The sequence below is a fragment of the Streptomyces brevispora genome (assembly GCF_007829885.1).
In the GTDB taxonomy this organism is placed as follows: domain Bacteria; phylum Actinomycetota; class Actinomycetes; order Streptomycetales; family Streptomycetaceae; genus Streptomyces; species Streptomyces brevispora.
The window spans coordinates 2,347,648-2,366,167 of record NZ_VIWW01000001.1; the positions used below are offsets into that span (position 1 = coordinate 2,347,648).

The 18,520-nt window shown below is 70.8% G+C and carries 18 protein-coding genes and 1 pseudogene; 13 read left to right on the forward strand and 6 right to left on the reverse strand.

Annotated features, from left to right (window positions below):
- The first annotated feature begins 6 nt into the window (after window positions 1–6).
- The 3 genes from FHX80_RS10725 to FHX80_RS36360 all read left to right on the forward strand — a co-directional run bounded on the left by FHX80_RS10725 (window position 7) and on the right by FHX80_RS36360 (window position 4,116).
- Entirely contained in the window at window positions 7–3,291 is a 3,285-nt protein-coding gene (locus FHX80_RS10725) for a S41 family peptidase (protein ID WP_145763992.1), read from the forward strand.
- A gap of 118 nt (window positions 3,292–3,409) precedes the next feature.
- Window positions 3,410–3,994: an ATP-binding cassette domain-containing protein gene (locus FHX80_RS10730; protein ID WP_244318205.1), complete on the forward strand. Its 585-nt coding sequence runs from the start codon at window positions 3,410–3,412 to the stop codon at window positions 3,992–3,994.
- Entirely contained in the window at window positions 3,991–4,116 is a 126-nt protein-coding gene (locus FHX80_RS36360; protein ID WP_280118745.1) for a hypothetical protein, read from the forward strand. The genes FHX80_RS10730 and FHX80_RS36360 overlap by 4 nt, the downstream gene beginning before the upstream one ends.
- Window positions 4,117–4,233: 117 nt before the next feature.
- On the opposite strand, the gene FHX80_RS10735 is transcribed toward FHX80_RS36360, so the two are convergent.
- The 4 genes from FHX80_RS10735 to FHX80_RS10750 form a co-directional block, all read right to left on the reverse strand.
- A complete protein-coding gene (locus FHX80_RS10735) occupies window positions 4,234–4,428 on the reverse strand; it encodes a hypothetical protein (RefSeq protein WP_145763993.1) in 195 nt (64 codons plus the stop codon).
- Between the two features lie 87 nt (window positions 4,429–4,515).
- A complete protein-coding gene (locus FHX80_RS10740) occupies window positions 4,516–5,409 on the reverse strand; it encodes an SDR family oxidoreductase (protein WP_145763994.1) in 894 nt (297 codons plus the stop codon).
- The gene (locus FHX80_RS10745; protein WP_145763995.1) at window positions 5,406–6,347 is read right to left on the reverse strand and encodes an alpha/beta fold hydrolase; all 942 of its coding nucleotides are present in this window, start codon (window positions 6,345–6,347) and stop codon (window positions 5,406–5,408) included. Before FHX80_RS10745 ends, FHX80_RS10740 begins: the two co-directional genes overlap by 4 nt.
- Window positions 6,344–7,864, reverse strand: coding sequence for a flavin-containing monooxygenase (locus FHX80_RS10750; protein WP_145763996.1), 1,521 nt, complete (start codon window positions 7,862–7,864; stop codon window positions 6,344–6,346). The genes FHX80_RS10745 and FHX80_RS10750 overlap by 4 nt, the downstream gene beginning before the upstream one ends.
- 195 nt (window positions 7,865–8,059) lie before the next feature.
- Between FHX80_RS10750 and FHX80_RS10755 the strand changes: the two genes are divergently transcribed.
- Window positions 8,060–8,701: a MerR family transcriptional regulator gene (locus tag FHX80_RS10755; RefSeq protein WP_145767206.1), complete on the forward strand. Its 642-nt coding sequence runs from the start codon at window positions 8,060–8,062 to the stop codon at window positions 8,699–8,701.
- 12 nt (window positions 8,702–8,713) lie between these two features.
- On the opposite strand, the gene FHX80_RS10760 is transcribed toward FHX80_RS10755, so the two are convergent.
- Entirely contained in the window at window positions 8,714–9,529 is an 816-nt protein-coding gene (locus FHX80_RS10760) for an exodeoxyribonuclease III (RefSeq protein WP_145763997.1), read from the reverse strand.
- Between the two features lie 50 nt (window positions 9,530–9,579).
- Here FHX80_RS10760 and FHX80_RS10765 point away from each other — a divergent pair, with 50 nt between their 5' ends.
- Window positions 9,580–10,059: a GNAT family N-acetyltransferase gene (locus FHX80_RS10765; RefSeq protein ID WP_145763998.1), complete on the forward strand. Its 480-nt coding sequence runs from the start codon at window positions 9,580–9,582 to the stop codon at window positions 10,057–10,059.
- A 32-nt stretch (window positions 10,060–10,091) separates the two neighbouring features.
- Here FHX80_RS10765 and FHX80_RS10770 read toward each other — a convergent pair whose 3' ends face one another.
- Complete coding sequence (locus FHX80_RS10770; RefSeq protein ID WP_145763999.1) at window positions 10,092–10,877, reverse strand: SAM-dependent methyltransferase; 786 nt, start codon at window positions 10,875–10,877, stop codon at window positions 10,092–10,094.
- Between the two features lie 166 nt (window positions 10,878–11,043).
- Between FHX80_RS10770 and FHX80_RS10775 the strand changes: the two are divergent.
- The 8 genes and pseudogenes from FHX80_RS10775 to FHX80_RS10810 all read left to right on the forward strand — a co-directional run.
- A pseudogene (locus FHX80_RS10775) lies at window positions 11,044–11,301 on the forward strand (DUF4265 domain-containing protein); the annotation flags it as partial.
- 289 nt (window positions 11,302–11,590) lie between these two features.
- Window positions 11,591–12,574 carry a ribokinase gene (locus tag FHX80_RS10780; RefSeq protein ID WP_280118746.1) on the forward strand — a complete coding sequence of 328 codons (984 nt, stop codon included), beginning with the start codon at window positions 11,591–11,593 and terminating at the stop codon, window positions 12,572–12,574.
- Entirely contained in the window at window positions 12,571–13,572 is a 1,002-nt protein-coding gene (locus FHX80_RS10785; protein ID WP_145764002.1) for an ABC transporter permease, read from the forward strand. Before FHX80_RS10780 ends, FHX80_RS10785 begins: the two co-directional genes overlap by 4 nt.
- 111 nt (window positions 13,573–13,683) lie before the next feature.
- A complete protein-coding gene (locus FHX80_RS10790; RefSeq protein ID WP_145764003.1) occupies window positions 13,684–14,706 on the forward strand; it encodes a substrate-binding domain-containing protein in 1,023 nt (340 codons plus the stop codon).
- Window positions 14,703–16,256 carry a sugar ABC transporter ATP-binding protein gene (locus tag FHX80_RS10795; RefSeq protein WP_145764004.1) on the forward strand — a complete coding sequence of 518 codons (1,554 nt, stop codon included), beginning with the start codon at window positions 14,703–14,705 and terminating at the stop codon, window positions 16,254–16,256. Before FHX80_RS10790 ends, FHX80_RS10795 begins: the two co-directional genes overlap by 4 nt.
- A 71-nt stretch (window positions 16,257–16,327) precedes the next feature.
- Window positions 16,328–16,783 (forward strand): D-ribose pyranase, encoded by a 456-nt coding sequence (gene rbsD / locus FHX80_RS10800; RefSeq protein ID WP_145764005.1) that lies wholly within the window; start codon window positions 16,328–16,330, stop codon window positions 16,781–16,783.
- A gap of 63 nt (window positions 16,784–16,846) precedes the next feature.
- Window positions 16,847–17,563, forward strand: coding sequence for a deoxyribose-phosphate aldolase (deoC, locus tag FHX80_RS10805; protein WP_145764006.1), 717 nt, complete (start codon window positions 16,847–16,849; stop codon window positions 17,561–17,563).
- A gap of 75 nt (window positions 17,564–17,638) precedes the next feature.
- Entirely contained in the window at window positions 17,639–18,400 is a 762-nt protein-coding gene (locus FHX80_RS10810) for a GntR family transcriptional regulator (RefSeq protein WP_145764007.1), read from the forward strand.
- Window positions 18,401–18,520: the final 120 nt, after the last annotated feature.

Consider the following 18,520-nt stretch of genomic DNA (forward strand, 5'->3'; position numbering starts at 1 on the left):
TGGGGGGTGAGTGACGACGTCTCGTATCTCCGGTTCCCGCACCTCCACGAGGATCTGCTCTGCTTCGCCGCAGAGGACGATCTCTGGGTCGCCCCCCTCGCCCCCGAGGGCGACCGGCCCGGACGCGCCTGGCGGGTGACCGTCGACCGCACCAGAGTCGGCCATCCGCGCTTCTCCCCCGACGGGACCCGGATCGCGTACACGACCTGGCGCAGTCTCGACCCCGAGATCCACCTCGCGCCGGTCACCGGCGGCCCGGCCCGCCGGCTCACCTACTGGGGTTCGACGGACGCCCGGGTCTGCGGCTGGACCCCGGACGCCGGGGACGCCGCGCAGATCCTCGCCGTGTCCTCGCACCGGCAGCCGTTCTCGTACTTCTCCTGGGCCTACAGCGTGCCCACGGACGGCAGCCCCGGCGGCAAACTGCCCTGGGGCCCGGTCTCCGACATCGCCGTAGCGGACATCGACGGCGAGCGCCGCACCCTGCTGCTCTCCGGCACCCCGCCGCACGAACCAGCCGCCTGGAAGCGCTACCGGGGCGGGGCGACGGGGCGCCTGTGGCTGCACGGCGAGCGGCTGCTCCCGGACATCGGCGGACACCTCGCCTCGCCGATGTTCGTCGGCGGCCGGATCGCCTTCCTCTCCGACCACGAGGGCGTCGGCAACCTCTACTCCTGCCTGCCCGACGGCAGCGATCTGCGCCGCCACAGCGACCACGACGCGTTCTACGCCCGGCACGCCTCCAGCGACGGGCGGCGGGTCGTCTACCAGTGCGCGGGCGAGCTGTGGCTGGCCGACGACCTGGAGTCGCCGGGCGCGGTGCCCCGCAAGCTGGAGGTACGGCTCGGCGGTCCGCGCGCCGGACGGCGCCCCTACCAGGTGTCGGCCGCCAGCCATGTCGACTCGCTCTCCGTGGACGAGACCGGCCGGGCCAGCGCCGTATCGGTACGCGGCAGCCTGTACTGGCTCACCCACCGCGACGGGCCCGCCCGCACCATCGCCGACACCGCCGGTGTGCGGGTCAGGCTGCCGGAGATGCTCGGCAGCGGCGGCCAGGTGGCGTACGTGACGGACGCGGACGGCGAGGACGCGGTCGAGATCGCCTATCTGCCGCGTGCCAGCGGCGACCGCGCACCGCGTCGGCTCGCCTCCGGCCGGCTCGGCCGGGTCCAGGAGCTGATCGCCGACCCGGACGGAGAACGTCTCGCGATCGCCTCGCACGACGGCCGTCTCCTCCTCCTGGACACGGACGAGGAGACGGCCACCGGCGAACCCACCGAACTCGTCCGCTCCGCCAACGGCCCGGTCCGCGATCTGGCGTTCTCCCCGGACGGGGCCTGGCTGACCTGGTCGCACCCCGGCGTCGGGCGCTCGCTGCGCAAGATCAAACTGGCCCGCATCCTCGGCCCCGGCGCGCCCGTGATCGTCGACGTCACCAACGGCCGCTTCGAGGACGAGAACCCCGTCTTCACGGGCGACGGCCGCTACCTCGCGTTCCTCTCCTGGCGCGGCTTCGACCCGGTGTACGACGTGCACACCGGCGACCTCTCCTTCCCGCTCGGCTGCCGCCCGTACCTGGTCCCGCTGTCCTCGGCGACCCCCTCCCCCTTCGCGCTCTCCCCCGACGGCCGGCCGGCCGCGGGCGGCCTCGACCCGTTGGACTCCGCCGAGGCGGGTGCGGCCGAGGGGTCCACGGTCACCGTCGAGTTCGAGGGCCTGGAGAACCGGGTCACGCCCTTCCCGGTCGCGGCCTCCAAGTACTCGGCGCTCCACCCGGTCAGCGGCGGCGGACTGGTCTGGCTTCGCTGGCCGATCTCCGGCGCACTCGGCGAGACGTTCGCCAACCCGGCGGACATGTCGGGCCGGCCGACCCTGGAGCACTTCAGCATCGCCAAGGCGAAGAAGACCGAACTCGTCGGCCACCTCGACTGGTTCGCCGTCAGCGGCGACGCCTCCCGGCTGGTCGTGATGGACGACGGCGAACTGCGTGCCGTCCCCGCGACCGAGTTGGGCGACAACGACTCCACGGTCTACCTGGACCTGCGCCGCATCCTGCACGACGTCGACCCGGCGGCCGAGTGGCGGCAGGCGTACGGCGAGGCCGGCCGCATCATCCGCTCCTACTTCTGGGAGCCGGACATGTGCGGCATCGACTGGGACGCGATCCTGGCCCAGTACCGCCCGCTGGTCGAACGAGTCGCCACCCCCGACGAGTTCGCCGACCTCCTGCGCGAGGTGCTGGGCGAACTGGGCACCTCGCACGCGTACGTCTCCCCCGCCCGCCGCAACGAGGGCCCGCCGCACTACCAGCGGGCGATGGGCCTGCTCGGCGCGAACCTCTCGTGCCGGGACGGCAACTGGACCATCCGGCGCATCCTGCCCGGCGACTCCTCGGACTCCAAGGCCCGCTCCCCGCTGGCCGGTACGGGCATCAGGGAGGGCGCGGTCCTCACCCACGTGGACGGCCGACCGGTGGACCCGGTCGCCGGCCCCTACCCGCTGCTCTCGGCGGCGGGCGGCACCACGGTCGAGCTGACCTTCAGGCCCGCCGAGGCGGAGGGCCGCTCCCGCCGGGTCGCGATCGTCCCCCTGGTCGACGAACGCCCGCTGCGCTACCAGGACTGGGTGGCCAAACGCCGCGAGGTGGTACGGGAGTTGAGCGACGGCCGCTGCGGCTACCTCCACATCCCCGACATGGGCGGCTCCGGCTGGGCCCAGTTCAACCGGGACCTGCGCCTGGAGGTCTCCCGCGAGGCCCTGATCGTGGACGTACGCGGCAACGCGGGCGGCCACATCAGCGAACTCGTCGTCGAGAAGCTCACCCGCACGATCCTCGGCTGGGACCTCACCCGCAACGCCCAGCCCGTCAGTTACGCCTCCAACGCCCCCCGCGGCCCGGTGGTCGCCCTGGCCGACGAGGCGACGTCCTCCGACGGCGACATGATCACCGCCGTGTTCCGCCTGCTGAAGCTGGGCCCGGTGGTGGGCCAGCGCACCTGGGGCGGCGTGGTCGGCATGACCGGCCGGCACCGGCTGGGCGACGGCACGGTGATCACGGTCCCGATGAACGCGGCGTGGTTCGACGCGTACGGCTGGTCGGTGGAGAACCACGGCGTCTCCCCCGATGCGGAGGCCCTGCGTACGCCGCTGGACTGGGCGGAGGGCCGCCACGCGGTCCTGGACGACGCGGTCTGGATGGCCCTGGACCTCCTGGCAGCGCACCCGTCGGCGACGCCACCGACATACGAGGCGGCCCCGAACCTCAGGCGGCCGGCGTTGCCGCCGCGGTGACGGGGCACCCCTGACCGAGGTGGCAGGGCTGGACCGAGCCGCTACCGCCGGCCTCATCGCCGATCGCTTGGGGCGCGGCCGCCGCTCCGGCCCCCTGAGCGCCCCCTCCGTGCCGGCCGTGCGCTGTGCGGACACCGCCCCGGCACGTTCCAGCCACTCGACGGCGCGCGTAGGCATCCGGCCCGCGCCTGAACGCGACGCCCCCACCGTAGGGCTGGCCGAAAAATGCACGGGCTTCGGCCCGGGCGCCGCCCGGCGCTACCGGCGCGATGTACTCGGCTACCTCTTCCAGAACTACGCCCTGATCGAGAACGCGACTGTCGCCGCCAACCTCGAAGTGGCCATGAAACCGCGCAGGAAGCGGGGGGACTCCCCGACCGTCGCCGACGCCCTCGAACGCGTCGGGCTGGACGGCCGCGAGAAGGAACAGGTCCACCGACTCAGCGGCGGCGAACAGCAGCGCGTCGCGCTGGCCCGCCTCATCGTCAAACAACCGGCCCTCGTGCTGGCCGACGAACCCACCGGCGCGCTCGACCACGACAACACCACCCTGGTGGTGGACATCCTCCGCACGATGAGTGATGACGGCTGCGCCGTGGTCATCGCCACGCACAACGACGCTGTCCGAGACCGCTGCGACACCGTCCTGACGGTAGGAAGCACGACGGAACCGGAGCCCGTCAAGAAAAAGGAGCACGCATGAAGATCCGTCTCGCCTGGGCTGTCCCGCTCGGCATAGTCGTCCTTGCCGCCATCGCGGTCTTCGCCGTCTACGGCACACACGCATTCACCATCGCCGGGCGGATCGCAGAGACGGTCCTCTGACGGCACAGGGCCCGGCGCCGGGCGGCAGTCATGAGCCCGGCCCCCCGCTCCACGCGGAGAGGGGCACGCCCGGAACGAACCGGGCGCGCCCCTCACATGTACCGCGCTACCGCAACGTCAGCGGTCGAACTTCTCGCGATGGTCGTCCGCCATACCCCGGGCCCTGTCACGACCCTGCTCAGACGCGTCGGAGGGGCGGTCGGACCCGCCCTTCGACCGGTCCTTGCCCTCGCTCTTGCCGTCCTTCATCTTCTTCTGCGCCTGGTCGGCAAGATCCTGCGCCTTGTCCTTGAACTGGTCGGCAATGCCCATGCTGTTCACTCCTCGGTGGGATGCGTGGGGATGGCCCCGTAAGGGCCTCGACCAGACTTACACGGCCGGGCATTCACCGCATTTCGATCACTCACGCTGCGTGTGCGCCGCCCGTTCGTCCTGGTCAGCGGCACCGCCCGCACCGACGAGCCCCTTGTTGACGCCGTCCAGCCGCGGGCCGAACCTCTGCATCTCGCGCTGGCCGACGACGCCGATCAGCGTCGGCAGGAAGCCCCGCACGGACTGCATGCCCCGCAGCCACCACTGCGCGTACACATGCGCGGAGCGCCGCTCGATGCCGGCCACTATCCGCTCGACGGCCGGGCCGAGCGGGTACGTCAGGTTCGACGGCCAGGGCAGCCGCTGCCGCAGCTCCCGCATCACGTCGTCCTCGTCGGCGCCGCGCACCATGTCCGTATCGGTCCAGGAGAGGTAGCCGACGCCGACCTTCACGCCCCGGTAGCCGACCTCCGCGCGCAGGCTGTGCGCGAACGCCTCGACGCCCGACTTGGACGCGCAGTACGCGGTCATCATCGGCGCCGGGGTGATCGCGGCGAGCGAGGCGATCTGGAGGAAGTAGCCGCGGCTCTCCATCAGGATCGGCAGGAACGCGCGGCAGGTGACCGCGCCACCGATCAGGTTGACCTCGATGACGCGTCGCCAGGCCACCGGGTCGGAGTCGACGAACGGGCCGCCCGAGGCGACGCCCGCGTTGGCGACGACGACGTCGATCTTGCCGAAGCGCTCCTTGACCTCCTGCGCGACCCGGGCCATCGCCTCGTGGTCGGTGACGTCGGCGTGCCAGTGGTCGCTGTCGCCGTGCAACCGCTCCGAGACCTTCTTCAGCTCGTCCGGCTCCAGGCCGACCAGCGCGAGCTTCGCGCCGCGTGCCGAGAGCTTGCGGGCCAGCAGCTCGCCCACACCGCGTGCGGCGCCCGTGACGACGACGACCTGACCTTCGAGACTGTGCCTGCCGCTCATGCGACCTCCTCCTTGCCCTCTCCATCAGCCCTACCCCGCAACGGGAGATACCCGGTCACGAGTTCCCGGATCCTCGCCGTGACCGCCTCCGGCGCCTCCACCGGCGTCATGTGCCCGAGCCCAGTCAGCTCGGTGAGCCCCAGGCAGTCCGGGAGCGCCGCCGCGATCGCGCGGGCGTGGACGGGCGGCGTCAGCCGGTCCTCCGCACCCGCGATCACCGCGGTGGGCACCCGCAGCTCCCGTACGCCCTCGTCGAGGTCGAGGTCCGCGAGGACGTGGCCCCAGGCGACCCGGGCAGCGCGGGGGCAGGCGTGCACGATCCGGGCGCAGGTGTCGACCCGGTCCGGGGCCGAACCCGCCCCCATCGTCGCGTACTTGAGGATGCGGCGGGACAGCGGTGTGACCGGTCCGAGCGGCGCCCGCGCGCCGAGGATCGCCCGGGTCATCCGGGTCCGGACCGTCCCGGCCCGCATCGGCACGACCCGTGATTCGGCGATCAGCCGCGAACTGCCGGTGCTGCACAGCAGTACGGCGGCCGCGTGCTCGCGCAGCCCGGCCCGCCGGGAAGCGGCCATCATCGTCATGCCGCCCATGGAGTGCCCGACGAGTACGGCCTTCTCGCCCGGTTCCAGCGTGGCGGCGAGCACCGCTTCGAGGTCGTCGGCCAGCGCGTCGGTGGTGTATCCGGCCGGGCCGACGGCGGGTGAGGTGCCGTGGCCCCGCTGGTCGTAGGCGATGACCCGGTGGTCCGCGGCCAGGTCCCGGATCTGCGCGTCCCAGAAGCCGGTGTTGCAGGTCCAGCCGTGGGACAGGACCACCGCGGGGGCGCCGTCCCGTCCGTGCACCTCGACGTGGAGGCGGGAGCCGTCGGCGGAGACGGCCATGAGTTCGCGCACGGGGACCGGCCGGGCGCTCCCGGTGCGCAGGGGGCGGCTCATCCGGCGACCTCCTCGGCGACGGCCTTCTTCGCGTCCCGCTGCGCGGGCACCCGTACGACCTGGTACTCCGAGATGTCGACCGTCCGGGTCGCCCTGCGGAACTCGGCGGTGGTGCCCGGCCAGACCGTGGTGTTGCGGCCGTTGGCGTCCAGGTACCAGCTGGTGCAGCCGCCGGTGTTCCAGACCGTGCGCCTCATCCGGTCCTGGACGCGTCGGTTCCAGGCCCCGACGGCCGAGGGCCGCGCGTCGAGCGCCGCCCGTCCGCCGAGCACGTCCAACTGGCGCAGGTAGTCGGCCATGTAGTTCAGCTGGGCCTCGATCATCAGGATCATCGAGGAGTTCCCGAGGCCCGTGTTGGGGCCGATGATCGTCATCCAGTTGGGGAAGCCGGCCGCGCTCGCACCGCGCAGCGCCCGCATCCCGCCCTTCCACGACTCGGCGAGCGTGACGCCCTCCGCGCCCACCACCCGGTCGGCGATCGGCATGTCCGTCACATGGAAGCCGGTGCCGAGGACGATCGCGTCGACCTCGGCCTCCGTACCGTCGGAGGCGACGACCGTGGAGCCGCGCACCTCGCTCAGACCGGAGGCGACCACGTCCACATTGGGCTGGGCGAGCGCCGGGTAGTAGGCGCTGGAGAGCAGGATGCGCTTGCAGCCGATGCGGTACGAGGGGGTCAGCTTGGCCCGCAGCGCCGGGTCCTTGATGGAGCGCGCCATGTTGGACTTGGCTATCCGCTCGACCAGACCCAGCTGGTCCGGGTGCTTGGTGAAGGCGCTGACCTGCAACTCCCTTATGCCCCAGAGCAGTCCGCGGCGCGCGGTGCCGGTGAACGGAAGCGTGCGGTGCAGCCACCGCTCGGCGCCGCTGATGGCGCGGTCCATCCGCGGCATGACCCACGGCGGGGTGCGCTGGAACAGGGTGAGCCTCGCGGCCTTCGGCTGGAGCGCCGGCACGATCTGTATCGCGGAGGCGCCGGTGCCGATCATCGCGACGCGCTTGCCGGTCAGGTCGGCGTCGTGGTCCCAGCGGGCGGAGTGGAAGACCTTGCCGGGGAAGTCCGCGAGCCCGGGTATGTCGGGCATCTTCGGGTCGGAGAGCGGACCGGTCGCGGAGACGACGACATCGGCCACGACCGTCGTGCCGTTCGCGCTCTCGATGACCCAGTGCAGCTCGTCGCCGTCCCAGCGCATCATCGTCACCTCGTGGTTCAGCCTGAGGTGCGGACGCAGCCCGAAGGTGTCCGCGACATGCTCCAGGTAGGCGCGTATGTGCTCCTGCCCGGAGAAGGTGCGCGGCCAGTCGGGGTTGGGGGCGAACGAGAACGAGTAGAGGTGGGACGGTACGTCGCAGGCGCAGCCCGGGTAGCTGTTGTCGCGCCAGGTGCCGCCGACCGAACCGGCGCGTTCCAGGATCACGAAATCGGTGATGCCCTCGCGGCGGAGCCGGACCGCGGCCCCGAGCCCCCCGAATCCGGATCCGATCACCGCCACTCGTACGTGTTCGTGCTGGGCCATGCTGCCGCCTCCCCGCGGTACGTCACACGACTCTGCCAGCAATCACTGGCATTGTTGGGAGAGTAGAGCAGCCCCGTACCGATGGGTAGGGGGCCGCGAGAGAAAGTTACCGGCGGTACAACATGCGGCCTCCGCCGCCCGGAAGGCCGGTAGGGTGCGGGTGTGGCCGAAGGACGCGAGCACCGCGAGTACCGCATGGAGGAGCTGGCCAAGGAGGCCGGCATCCCCGTACGGACGCTGCGCTTCTACCGGGAGCGAGGCCTGATCTCACCGCCGCGCCGCGAGGGCCGCATCGCCTGGTACGACGATCACCACCTGGCCCGGCTGCGCACCATCGCGGGCCTGCTGGAGCGCGGCCACACCCTCACCGGCATCGCCGACCTGGCCCGCACCTTCGAGAGCGGCCGCGATGTCGCCGAGGTGCTGGGCCTGGGCGAACCGACCGAGGAGACCCCGGTCCGGCTCACGCCCGAACAGCTCGCGGACTACTTCGAGGGCGAGTCCACCCCGGAGAACCTGGCGACCGCCATGGAGCTGGGCTACCTCGGCACGGACGGCGACGAGATCGTGCACATCAGCCGCCGCCTCCTGGAGGTGTCGGCCGAGCTGGTGCGGGAGGGGGTCCCGCTCGCCACGGTCCTCGCCTCCGGCCGCCGGGTCCGCGAGCACGCGGACGCCCTCGCCGACCTCTTCGTCGCCACCCTGCGCACCCACAGCACGGAGGCCGAACCGCCTCAACTGCGCCCGCTGGCACGCGCGGTGGTGGACGCGGAACTCTCCATGGCCCTGGACCGGAGGCTGCGCCGCGACGCGGAGGCGCCGAAGCCGCCGGAGTGACCGGGCCCGCCCCTACCGCTCGTACACCACGGTCACCGGCGCGTGGTCGCTCCAGCGCTCGCCGTGCGTGGCGGCCCGCTCGACCCACGCCTTCGCGGCGCGCGCGGCCAGCCCCGGAGTGGCCACCTGGTAGTCGATGCGCCAGCCCGTGTCGTTGTCGAAGGCGCGCCCCCGGTAGGACCACCACGAGTACGGACCCTCGACGTCCGGGTGCAGGGCGCGTACGACGTCGACGTACGCGGCCTCGTCGAAGACCCGGGTCAGCCACTCCCGCTCCTCAGGGAGGAAGCCGGAGCTCTTCTTGTTGCCCTTCCAGTTCTTGAGGTCGGCCTCCTGGTGGGCGATGTTCCAGTCACCGCACACCACCACCTCACGGCCGTCGGCGGCGGCCCGCGCCTTCAGCCCGGCCAGGTAGGGCAGGAAGGCCGCCATGAAGCGCTCCTTCTCCTCCTGCTTCTCCGTGCCGACCTCACCCGAGGGCAGGTACAGGCTCGCGACCGTGACACCCGGCAGGTCGATCTCGACGTACCGGCCGCTGTCGTCGAACTCCTCGCTCCCGGCGCCACCGAAGCCGCCGAAGCCGATCTGCACCCGCTCGGGCGCCCGGCGGGAGTAGAGCGAGACCCCGGCCCGGCCCTTGGCCGCGGCCGGCGCGTGGACGGTGTGCCAGCCCTCGGGCTCACGCACCTGCGCCGGCAACTGCTGCGGCTCGGCCCGTACTTCCTGGAGGCAGATCACATCGGCGTCGGTCTGCGCCAGCCACTCGACGAAGCCCTTCTTCGCGGCGGCACGGAGACCGTTTACATTCACGGAGGTCACAGTCAGCATTCCGGCACGATACCGACATCACGCATCTGCATACATGTACTATCACCCGTATGAATATTCATACTCGTGCCTTCGATCACCCTGACGCCGTCAAACTCAACGATCGCGTCCAGCTCGAATACGCCGAGCGCTACGGGGACGAGGGCGATATCACACCGCTGGACGCCACGATGTTCGATCCGCCGCACGGCCTGTACCTGATCGCCTACGACGCGTCGGACAGCCCGGTCGCCACCGGCGGCTGGCGCTCGCAGGAGCGCAACGGCGAGGGGTACTCCGACGGGGACGCCGAGCTGAAGCGGATGTACGTGATACCCGAGGGCCGCGGCCATGGTCTGGCCCGCCGCATCCTGGCCGACCTGGAGGCCGACGCCCGTGCGGCCGGCCGCGTCCGCATGGTCCTGGAGACCGGCAACCGGCAGCCCGAGGCGATCGCCCTGTACACCTCCAGTGGCTACGAGCCCTGCGCGAAGTTCGGCCACTACCGGACGTACGAGAGCAGCCTCTGCTACGCCAAGCCGCTGCGGTAGGACGTCACGCCCGGCGGCCCCGGCCCCGGCGCTTACCGGACCCGCCCTACGCCCACGTAGAACCCGCTGCGCTCCACGACCGGCGCCGGCTCCTCCCGGTACCACTCGGTCGCGGGGACGAGCCCGGGTCCGACGAGTTCCAGCCCCTCGAAGAACGGCTCCACCTCGCCGCGTGTGCGCATCCGCAGCGCGATGGCGCCCTTCCGGTACGCCGTCTCGGTCTCCTGCTTCAGCTCCGGATGCTGGTCGGCGGTGCCGTGCGAGAGAACCAGGAAGCTGCCCGGGGCCAGCGCGTCGACCAGGGTGCGGGTGATGCCGTACGGGTCCTGGTCGTCCGGCACGAAGTGCATCAGCGCGATGAGCGACAGGGCGATGGGCCGGTCGAAGTCCAGCAGCCTCCGCGCCCGTTCGAGGATCGCCTCCGGCTCCCGCGCATCGGCGTGGAGGTAGTGCGTGGCCCCTTCGGGGCTGCTGACGAGCAGTGCCTCCGCGTGGCGCAGCACGATCGGGTCGTTGTCCGCGTACACGATCCGGGCCGTCGGCGTGATCGCCTGGACGATCTGGTGGAGGTTGGGCTCCGTGGGGATTCCGGTGCCGATGTCGAGGAACTGGTCGATCCCGCCCCGTGCCAGCCAGGCCGACGCCCGGTGCATGAACGCCCGGTTGCGCGCCGCGTTGCCCCGCGCCTCCTCCGGCAGTTTCTCCGCCACCCGCTGATCGACCGGATAGTTGTCCTTGCCGCCCAGCAGCCAGTCGTAGACGCGCGCGGGGTGAGGCTTGCTGGTATCGATCCGCGGGTGGGGTATGCCGGCCGTCACAGGAAGCTCCTCCGTACGGGAAACACGGTGCTTGCGAGTGCTCTCAGGGTAGGGGCTGTCCCGGATGCCCGGGCCGAATACCCGCGCCGCGCGTTCCGCGTCCGGCGGTGAACCCGTCGAATCAATTCCCTTGCCTCGTAGCGCACTTTAGACGGTACGGGCTTCGGAGAACTGCACGATCCGGCTGATCGTGCTCAAGGACGAAGGGTCGGCCGCGGCCGGGCAGAGCGTTCTGGAGACCTTCCACCAGCTCGGCACAACAGGCGAGGCCATCGAGAGGTTCCGGATGGTGGCACTGGATGTCCCGCCGGAGGCGGACCTGCCGCGGATCCGCAAGCTCTTGGAACACGGTGAGGCCGGGGAATGGTGGCACTGGGAGCAAGGGTGTGTCACTGCCGCCCGGAATTCGACCGCCCGGAAATGAAGCTCCGCAGCGGTTACTCGTGCCTCTGAAGTGGCGCCCCGTTCTCACCGGCGCTCGGCACCCGAACCATGCGTCGCCGTTCCGCACGACAGCTCAACGCTCCTGCCAGGTGACCCGGCAGGGGCTTTGACGTGCGTGGGGTGTTCACGAGTGGGCTCGACGTGCGGCGACGGGGCCCGCGTGAAGATCGTTTCCCCGTCGGCGTGGCTCGTCCGGCGGAGGTGGTGGGCGGCGGGGCCGTGAGTCTCGGGGAGGTAACGAAAGTTCACGCTGCGGTTACCCATTGACTATGGACATCGCTGTACATAGCCTCCAGTTGTTCATAGTTGTCCCCATACAAAGTGGTGGTGCATCGGTGAAGATCGCGGTTGTCGGAAGTTACGGTGCTGGCCTCACCATGCGTGTGCCCAAGTCACCTGCTGCAGGAGAGACCGTTTCGGGCGGGGTGTTCGACCCCGGGCCCGGAGGCAAGGGGAGCAATCAGGCGATCGGGGCCGCCAGGCTGGGTGCCGAGGTGTCGTTGCTGACCGCCGTGGGGGACGACGACTTCGGGCGGGAGGCCCGCGCCCTGTGGCAGCGGGAAGGTGTCGGCGCCGAGCATGTGGTGACCGCGCGGAACCCCACGATGGTGGGGTTCATCCTGGTCGAACCCTCCGGGGAGAACCGCATCGCCATCGCGCCCGGCGCGCTGGACGAGTTGGGAGCCGCCGCGGTCGAGCCGTTCCGTGCGGAGATCGCCTCGGCCGATGTCCTGGTGGTCTCGATGGAGATCCCCGAGGAGGCCGTGGTCGCCGCGCTCCGCGCGGGCCGTGAGGCCGGGACCACCACGCTGCTCAACCCGGCGCCCGCCCGGCCGCTGCCCGAGGACGTCTGGCCGCTCATCGACGTGATCACGCCGAACCAGACAGAGGCACCTGTTCTGCTCGGCCTCGGCGCCGGGCACGGTCTCGGGGACGAGGAACTCGTCCGGGCGCTCCAGGAGCGCACATCGGGCGCCGCCGTCCTCACCCGTGGTGGCGAGGGTGCGCTGATCGCACAGGCGGCCGGGGTGACCCGGGTACCGCCGCACCCGGCCGCGTCCGTCGTCGACACCACCGGTGCGGGTGACTCGTTCACCGCCGCACTCGCCGTCGCCCTCGCCGAAGGGCACGACCTGGACCGGGCGGTGGGGTACGCCGCCGTGGCGGGTGCCCACACCGTGTCCATCGCCGGGGTCATCCCCGCTCTGCCCAACAGAGACCAGCTGAATGCCCTGATTGGAACCGCACGATGACCTCGACCACCGCACCGGCGCGGGAGTTCGCCCTCCCGTTCCGCAGATTGCTCCACGCCCGTGAGTCCGGCGTCTTCGCCGCCCTCGTGCTGCTCTTCGTCCTGGGCGTCTTCCTCTCGCCCAGCTTCGCCCAGTCGGACAACCTGCTGTCGGTCGGGCAGCAGGTCGCCCAGATCGGCATCATGGCCGTCGGCGCGACGTTCGTGATCCTGAACGGCGAGATCGACCTGTCCGTGGGGTCCACCTACGCGCTGTCGGCGATCTCCACGGGAATGCTGATCTCGGACGGCTGGGGCTGGCCGCTCGCGATGCTGGCCGGCCTCGTCGTGGGCGCGGTGGCCGGACTGCTCAACGGGCTGGCGGTCGTCGTCCTCGGGGTGCCGTCGTTCATCGTCACCCTCGGTACGCTCAGCGTCTTCCGCGGCGTCGCGCTGCTCATCTCCGACGGCGCGCCGATCTCCCTCAGTTCCTCCCAGCCGGGCGTCGCGGACTTCAACCTGCTCGGTCAGGGGCTGCTGTTCGGCGTGCTCCCGATGCAGTTCGTGATCTTCGCCGTCGTCGCCGTCATCGGCGTGGTGCTCCTGTCCCGCTCCCGGTTCGGCTTCAACACCTACGCGGTCGGCGGCAATCAGGAGGCCGCGCGGCTCGTCGGCGTCAACGTCAAGCGGGTGAAGCTGACCGCCTTCGTGCTGTCCGGATTCACCGCCGGACTGGCCGGCGTGCTCGGCCTGTCCTTCCTGTCCTACGTCCAGGGCGTCACCGGGCAGGGCATGGAACTCACCGTGATCTCCGCCGTCATCATCGGCGGCGCGGCCCTGTTCGGCGGCTCCGGAACGATGTGGGGAACCGTCATCGGCGTCGCCTTCATCGGACTCCTCCAGAACATCCTCAACGTCAAGGGGATCTCCTCGTTCTGGCAGACCGTCATCACCGGCCTGGTCATCGTCGCCGCGGTGGCCGCCGACACCTGGCAACGCAGGCGCAAGTCCCGCGCCTGAGCACCGCCCGTCACCGGCCCCGCCCCCCGAGCCGCGGTCGTGCGGATCCGCGCCGAACCACCCGGTGCGGACCGTGCCCACCAGCCGGCATCCCTCACAAAGGACTTCCCCATGTCTGCGCGCACTCTCGTCAGAAGCCTCATCGCCACCACCGGTGCCCTGGCCGTCCTGAGCCTCACCGGGTGCGGCGCCATCTCCTCCTCCGACAGCGGAGCCTCCGACGACGGCTCCTTCAAGCTCGCCTCGTACATCCAGCAGCGGATCGACGGCGACAAGCCGATGCGGATCAAGCTCAGCTACCACGACCCCTCGCTGGCCTTCGCCACCCCGATCAGCGCGGGCATGAAGAAGGCGGGCACGGAGTTCAAGGCCGAGACCGCCCTCATCGGACCCACCGGTGGGGACGCCGCCAAGCAGGTGTCCGAGATACAGACGCTGATCCAGCAGAAGGCCGTGGACGGTCTCGCGGTCTCCTCCGCGTCCAGCGACGCGCTGAAGCCGGTCATCGCCCAGGCGTACAACGCGGGCATCCCCGTCATCTCCTTCAACACCGACAACCCCGACTCCAAGCAGATGGGCTTCGTCGGCCAGGACCTCAAGGCATCCGGGGAGTCGCAGGCCAAGCGGCTGCGGGAGGAGCTGAAGGGGACCAAGAGCGGCAAGGTCGTCGTGTTCTCCGTGGACACCGGAGCGGGCTGGTCGCACGACCGCTTCGGCGGCTTCAAGAAGGGCATGGAGGGCAGCGGGCTGGAGATCGTCGGCCCGGTGAACGTCGGCAACGAACCCAGCGCCGCGTACAACACCGTCGAGTCCACGATGTCCGGCCAGTCCGGCGTGGTGGCCGTCGCCGGGCTCGACTGCTGCTCCACGACCGCCGCGGCCAAGTGGGTGTCGGGGGCCAAGAACAAGGGCTCCCTCCCGATGGGCGGCTTCGACCTGCTTCCGCAGACGGCCGAGTACCTGGAGAGCGGCGTCATCAACTTCACGATCAGCCAGAACCCGACCGAGCAGGGCTACCAGGCCGTCAAGGTGCTGTTCGACTTCCTCGCCAAGGGCACCGAGATCACCGGCGTGAACACCGGAGCACAGTTCGTCACCCGGGAAAACCTCGGCGAAGCGACGGTCGAGAAGTGACGGCCGCCGCACGGAAGCTGGCGACAGCCGTCGCCGCGGCCCCCGCGTCCCGGACCGCCGTCAGCGTCCGTGGCCTGTCCCGCAGCTTCGGCCCGGTGCGCGCGCTGACCGATGTCTCCTTCGACGTCCCGGCGGGTGAGGTCACCGCGCTGCTTGGCGAGAACGGGGCCGGCAAGTCGACCCTGCTGAAGATCCTGGCCGGCCTTCAGCCGCCCAGCGAGGGCACGGTCAGCGTCTTCGGCGAGGAGGTCACCTCCTTCGACCCGAGTTCGGTGCTCGACCGCCACGGGGTGGCGATCGTCCCGCAGGAGCTGTCGCTGCTGCCCGACCGCAGCGTCGCGGAGAACGTCCTGAGCGGCGTGGAGCCGGGGCACCGCTGGTTCCCCTCCCGTCGCCGGATGCTGGAGCGGACCGGCGAACTCCTCGCCGGACTGGACCTCCGGCTGGACCCGGCCGCCCCCGTGCGGTCGCTGGACCTCGCCACCCAGCAGCTCGTGGTGGTGGCCCGGTCCGTCGCCCGGGGCTGCCGGGTGCTGATCCTGGACGAACCCACCGCCATGCTCACCCCGGCCGAGGCGGAACGGCTGTTCGCCCTCATGGACAGCCTCAAGGCCGCCGGTACGACGATGCTCTACGTCTCGCACCGCATGCCGGAGGTCTTCCGGCTGGCCGACCACATCCAGGTCCTGCGCGACGGGGCGCACGTCGCCTCCTGGCGGAACGCGGAGACCACGCCCGACCAGGCGGTCGCCGCCATGGTCGGCCGGGAACTCGGCCAGTTCGCCCGCCGTACCGGATACCGGACCGATCCCGAGGCCCGGCCGGCCCTGAAGGTGAGCGAACTGAGCGGCCGACGGCACCGCGAGGTGTCCTTCGAGGTGCGCCCCGGAGAGATCCTCGGGGTGGCCGGGCTGCCGGACTCCGGCCGGGTGGAGATGCTGCACAACATCTTCGGCGGTGAGAAGGGGACCGGCGGTGGCGTCGAGCTGCTGGGCGAGAGCTACGACGGGCGCAACCCGATCGCCAGCGTGGAGCGCCGTCTCGCCTTCGTCCCCGGCGAGCGCCGTGCCCAGGGACTGCTGACGACCATGAGCGTCGGTGAGAACGTCGGCGTACTGACCACCAAGGCGTTCAGCCGTCTCGGTCTGCTCCGGCGCCACGCCTTCGACCGGCAGGCCGCCGAGCAGGCCGGCCGGATGCGGGTCAAGACCGCCACCATGGGCCAGCCCATCACCAGCCTGTCCGGCGGCAACCAGCAGAAGGCCGTACTGGGCCGCTGGCTGGCGATCAACCCCGACGTGCTGATCCTCGACGAGCCGACGCGGGGCGTGGACGTCGGCGCGAAGGCGGAGATCTACGAGCAGCTGTTCACGCTGGCCGAGAAGGGCCTGGCGATCCTCTGCTCCTCCTCCGACCTCCCGGAACTCCTCACCCTCACCGATCGGATCGCGGTGATGAGCGAGGGCCGTGTGGTCGGCATCGTCGAGACCTCGGAGGCGACCGAGGAATCGATCATGACGCTGGCGACCGGGGCGGTACCGGCCGCCTGACGCCCCATCGGGTACGGGCCGTCTGACGCCCCGCCCCACTTACCCACCCACCCGAAAGGAAAGGACCCACCATGAAGCGAAGCGGCATTCTCCACGCCGAACTGAGCGGGGCCCTGGCCACACTCGGCCACACCGATCTGCTGATGGTCGTGGACGCGGGCTTCCCGATCCCCCGCACCGCCCACCGCATCGACCTGGCGGTCGCCGAGAACCTGCCCGACCTGCGGACCGTGCTCGGCCTGATCGCCGAGGAAGTGATCGTCGAGGGCGTGGTCCGGGCCGAGGACGTACCCACCCGGCACCCGCGGCTCGACGAATGGCTGCACGGCCGGTTCCCGGACGCCGAGTTCACCACCCGCCCGCACGCCGAGGTCCTCGGTGAGCTGGCCCACCGGGCGAAGGTCGTCGTCCGCACCGGGGCCTTCGAGCCCTGGGGCAACATCGGCCTCTTCTGCGGCGTCGACGCCCCCCGGTGGTTCGGCGGAGAGGGCGTCGTGGTCCCCGAGGAATACGCCTCCCGGATCTGACCCGTCCGGTGTCGGGCCACATCCACCGTTCCATCCCACTGGTTCATCACAGGAGACAGCTCCATGTCCGAAACCGTTACGACAGCCGCCGACCAACTGCAGCTCACTCCGGCCGAGTTGGCGCCCTACATCCAGCACACCCGCATCGACCCCGACGCGACCCGTGACGACATGGTCGCGCACGCCCAGGAAGCGATCACCTACGGCTTCAACGCCGCGATGGTCCCGGCCTCCTGGCTGCCCGTCGTCGTCTCCGAGCTGAGCGGCACCGGCATCGGTGTGGCCTCGGCGCTGGACTTCCCCACCGTCGGCGTCATGACCAGCGCGGGCAAGGCCGCCGAGGCCGCGGAGATAGCCCGGCTCGGCGCGACCCAGCTCGACATCGGCGTGCAGCTCGGCTGGCTCAAGAGCGGTAGGTTCGACGACTTCCGCGAGGACATCGCGGGCGTCGTCCGCGCCTCCGGTCTGCCCGTCAAGGTCATGCTGGAACTGCCGTTGCTCACCGATGCGGAGAAGGAGGCCGCCATCGAACTGGCGATGGAGGCCGGTGTGTCCTTCCTGAAGAACGCGAGCAGCGGGCAGATCGAGACGGCGAATCCGACGAGTGTTCGCTACCTTGTTGACCGTGCACGGGACGGTGTCCAGGTGAAGGCCTCCGGGTCGATCAAGACGTACCGGCAGTCCCTGGAACTCCTGCGCGCCGGTGCCGTACTGCTCGGCACCAGCGCCGGGACAGCGATCGTGACCGACACCAGCGACGATTCCACCGTCAGTTACTGATCGTCCGCCGCCGTGCCCCGGGCCACCACGGCCGGGGCACGGCGCATCCAATTCCGGAGAGGAGACGTGTCACCCGTGACGGCCGACGAAGGAGGGCTCCCGGACATCCGACGGGACGTCCCTACGGCGATCCACGTCCAGATCTCGGAGCACATCCGACTGCGCATCGCGGGCGGTGAGTGGCCGGCGCACTACCGGCTGAAAAGTGAGCCCGAACTGGCCCTGGAGTTCGGGGTCAGCCGCGGCACCCTGCGCCGGGCGCTGGCGACCCTGATCAAGGAGGGGCTGCTGCGGCAGGTACGGGGACGCGGCACGTACGTCACCTCGACCGTGATCGAACCGGCCATCGCCCAGAAGCTGAGCACGCTGTCAGAGGACTTCGCCAGCCAGGGCGTGGTCACCTCGACCGTGGTGCGGGAGTGTTCACTGATCTCCCCGCCCCGTCCCGTCGCCGCGCTGCTCGACCTGAACCCCGGCGAACGGCAGGTGCTGCGCCTGGTCCGGGTACGCAGCACCACCGAGGGGCCGGTCGCCCTGCTGTTCAACTTCGTGCGCACCGACCTCGCTCCGGGCATCGAGAAGACGGACTTCACCTCCGCCAGCCTCTTCGGGACGCTGGAGGGCAGTCACGGTCTGAAGATCGCGACGGCTCGCCGTACCTTCAGCGCGGAGGCCGCCTCGCCCGAGACTGCGGAAGCTCTCGCCCTGGAGCCGGGCAGCCCGGTGCAGTACCTCCAGCAGGTCACCTATCTCGCCGACGGGCGCCCGGTGGAGTACTCCGACGTGTGGATCCACAGTGGCCGGCTGCGGGTCACGTCGTTGCTGCTGCGCAGATGAACCCGGTGAGGGACCGGGCGGGCCGGCGGGTGTTCACGCGTGGGTGCGAGGTGCGGCGACGAAGCCCGTCGGAGCTCTTTTCCCGTCCCGCCGGAGCTCCTTTCCCGTCCCGCCGGAGCT

What these genes read in the sequence shown, in the direction of transcription:
- rbsD (WP_145764005.1), top strand. Translation starts at nt 16,328, where the DNA reads ATGAAGCGAAGCGGCATTCTCCACGCCGAACTGAGCGGGGCCCTGGCC.
- FHX80_RS10735 (WP_145763993.1), bottom strand. Translation starts at nt 4,428, where the DNA reads ATGGGCATTGCCGACCAGTTCAAGGACAAGGCGCAGGATCTTGCCGAC.
- FHX80_RS10785 (WP_145764002.1), top strand. Translation starts at nt 12,571, where the DNA reads ATGACCTCGACCACCGCACCGGCGCGGGAGTTCGCCCTCCCGTTCCGC.
- FHX80_RS10755 (WP_145767206.1), top strand. Translation starts at nt 8,060, where the DNA reads ATGGAGGAGCTGGCCAAGGAGGCCGGCATCCCCGTACGGACGCTGCGC.
- FHX80_RS10760 (WP_145763997.1), bottom strand. Translation starts at nt 9,529, where the DNA reads ATGCTGACTGTGACCTCCGTGAATGTAAACGGTCTCCGTGCCGCCGCG.
- FHX80_RS10740 (WP_145763994.1), bottom strand. Translation starts at nt 5,409, where the DNA reads ATGAGCGGCAGGCACAGTCTCGAAGGTCAGGTCGTCGTCGTCACGGGC.
- deoC (WP_145764006.1), top strand. Translation starts at nt 16,847, where the DNA reads ATGTCCGAAACCGTTACGACAGCCGCCGACCAACTGCAGCTCACTCCG.
- FHX80_RS10780 (WP_280118746.1), top strand. Translation starts at nt 11,591, where the DNA reads ATGGACATCGCTGTACATAGCCTCCAGTTGTTCATAGTTGTCCCCATA.
- FHX80_RS10750 (WP_145763996.1), bottom strand. Translation starts at nt 7,864, where the DNA reads ATGGCCCAGCACGAACACGTACGAGTGGCGGTGATCGGATCCGGATTC.
- FHX80_RS10790 (WP_145764003.1), top strand. Translation starts at nt 13,684, where the DNA reads ATGTCTGCGCGCACTCTCGTCAGAAGCCTCATCGCCACCACCGGTGCC.
- FHX80_RS10765 (WP_145763998.1), top strand. Translation starts at nt 9,580, where the DNA reads ATGAATATTCATACTCGTGCCTTCGATCACCCTGACGCCGTCAAACTC.
- FHX80_RS10745 (WP_145763995.1), bottom strand. Translation starts at nt 6,347, where the DNA reads ATGAGCCGCCCCCTGCGCACCGGGAGCGCCCGGCCGGTCCCCGTGCGC.
- FHX80_RS36360 (WP_280118745.1), top strand. Translation starts at nt 3,991, where the DNA reads ATGAAGATCCGTCTCGCCTGGGCTGTCCCGCTCGGCATAGTCGTCCTT.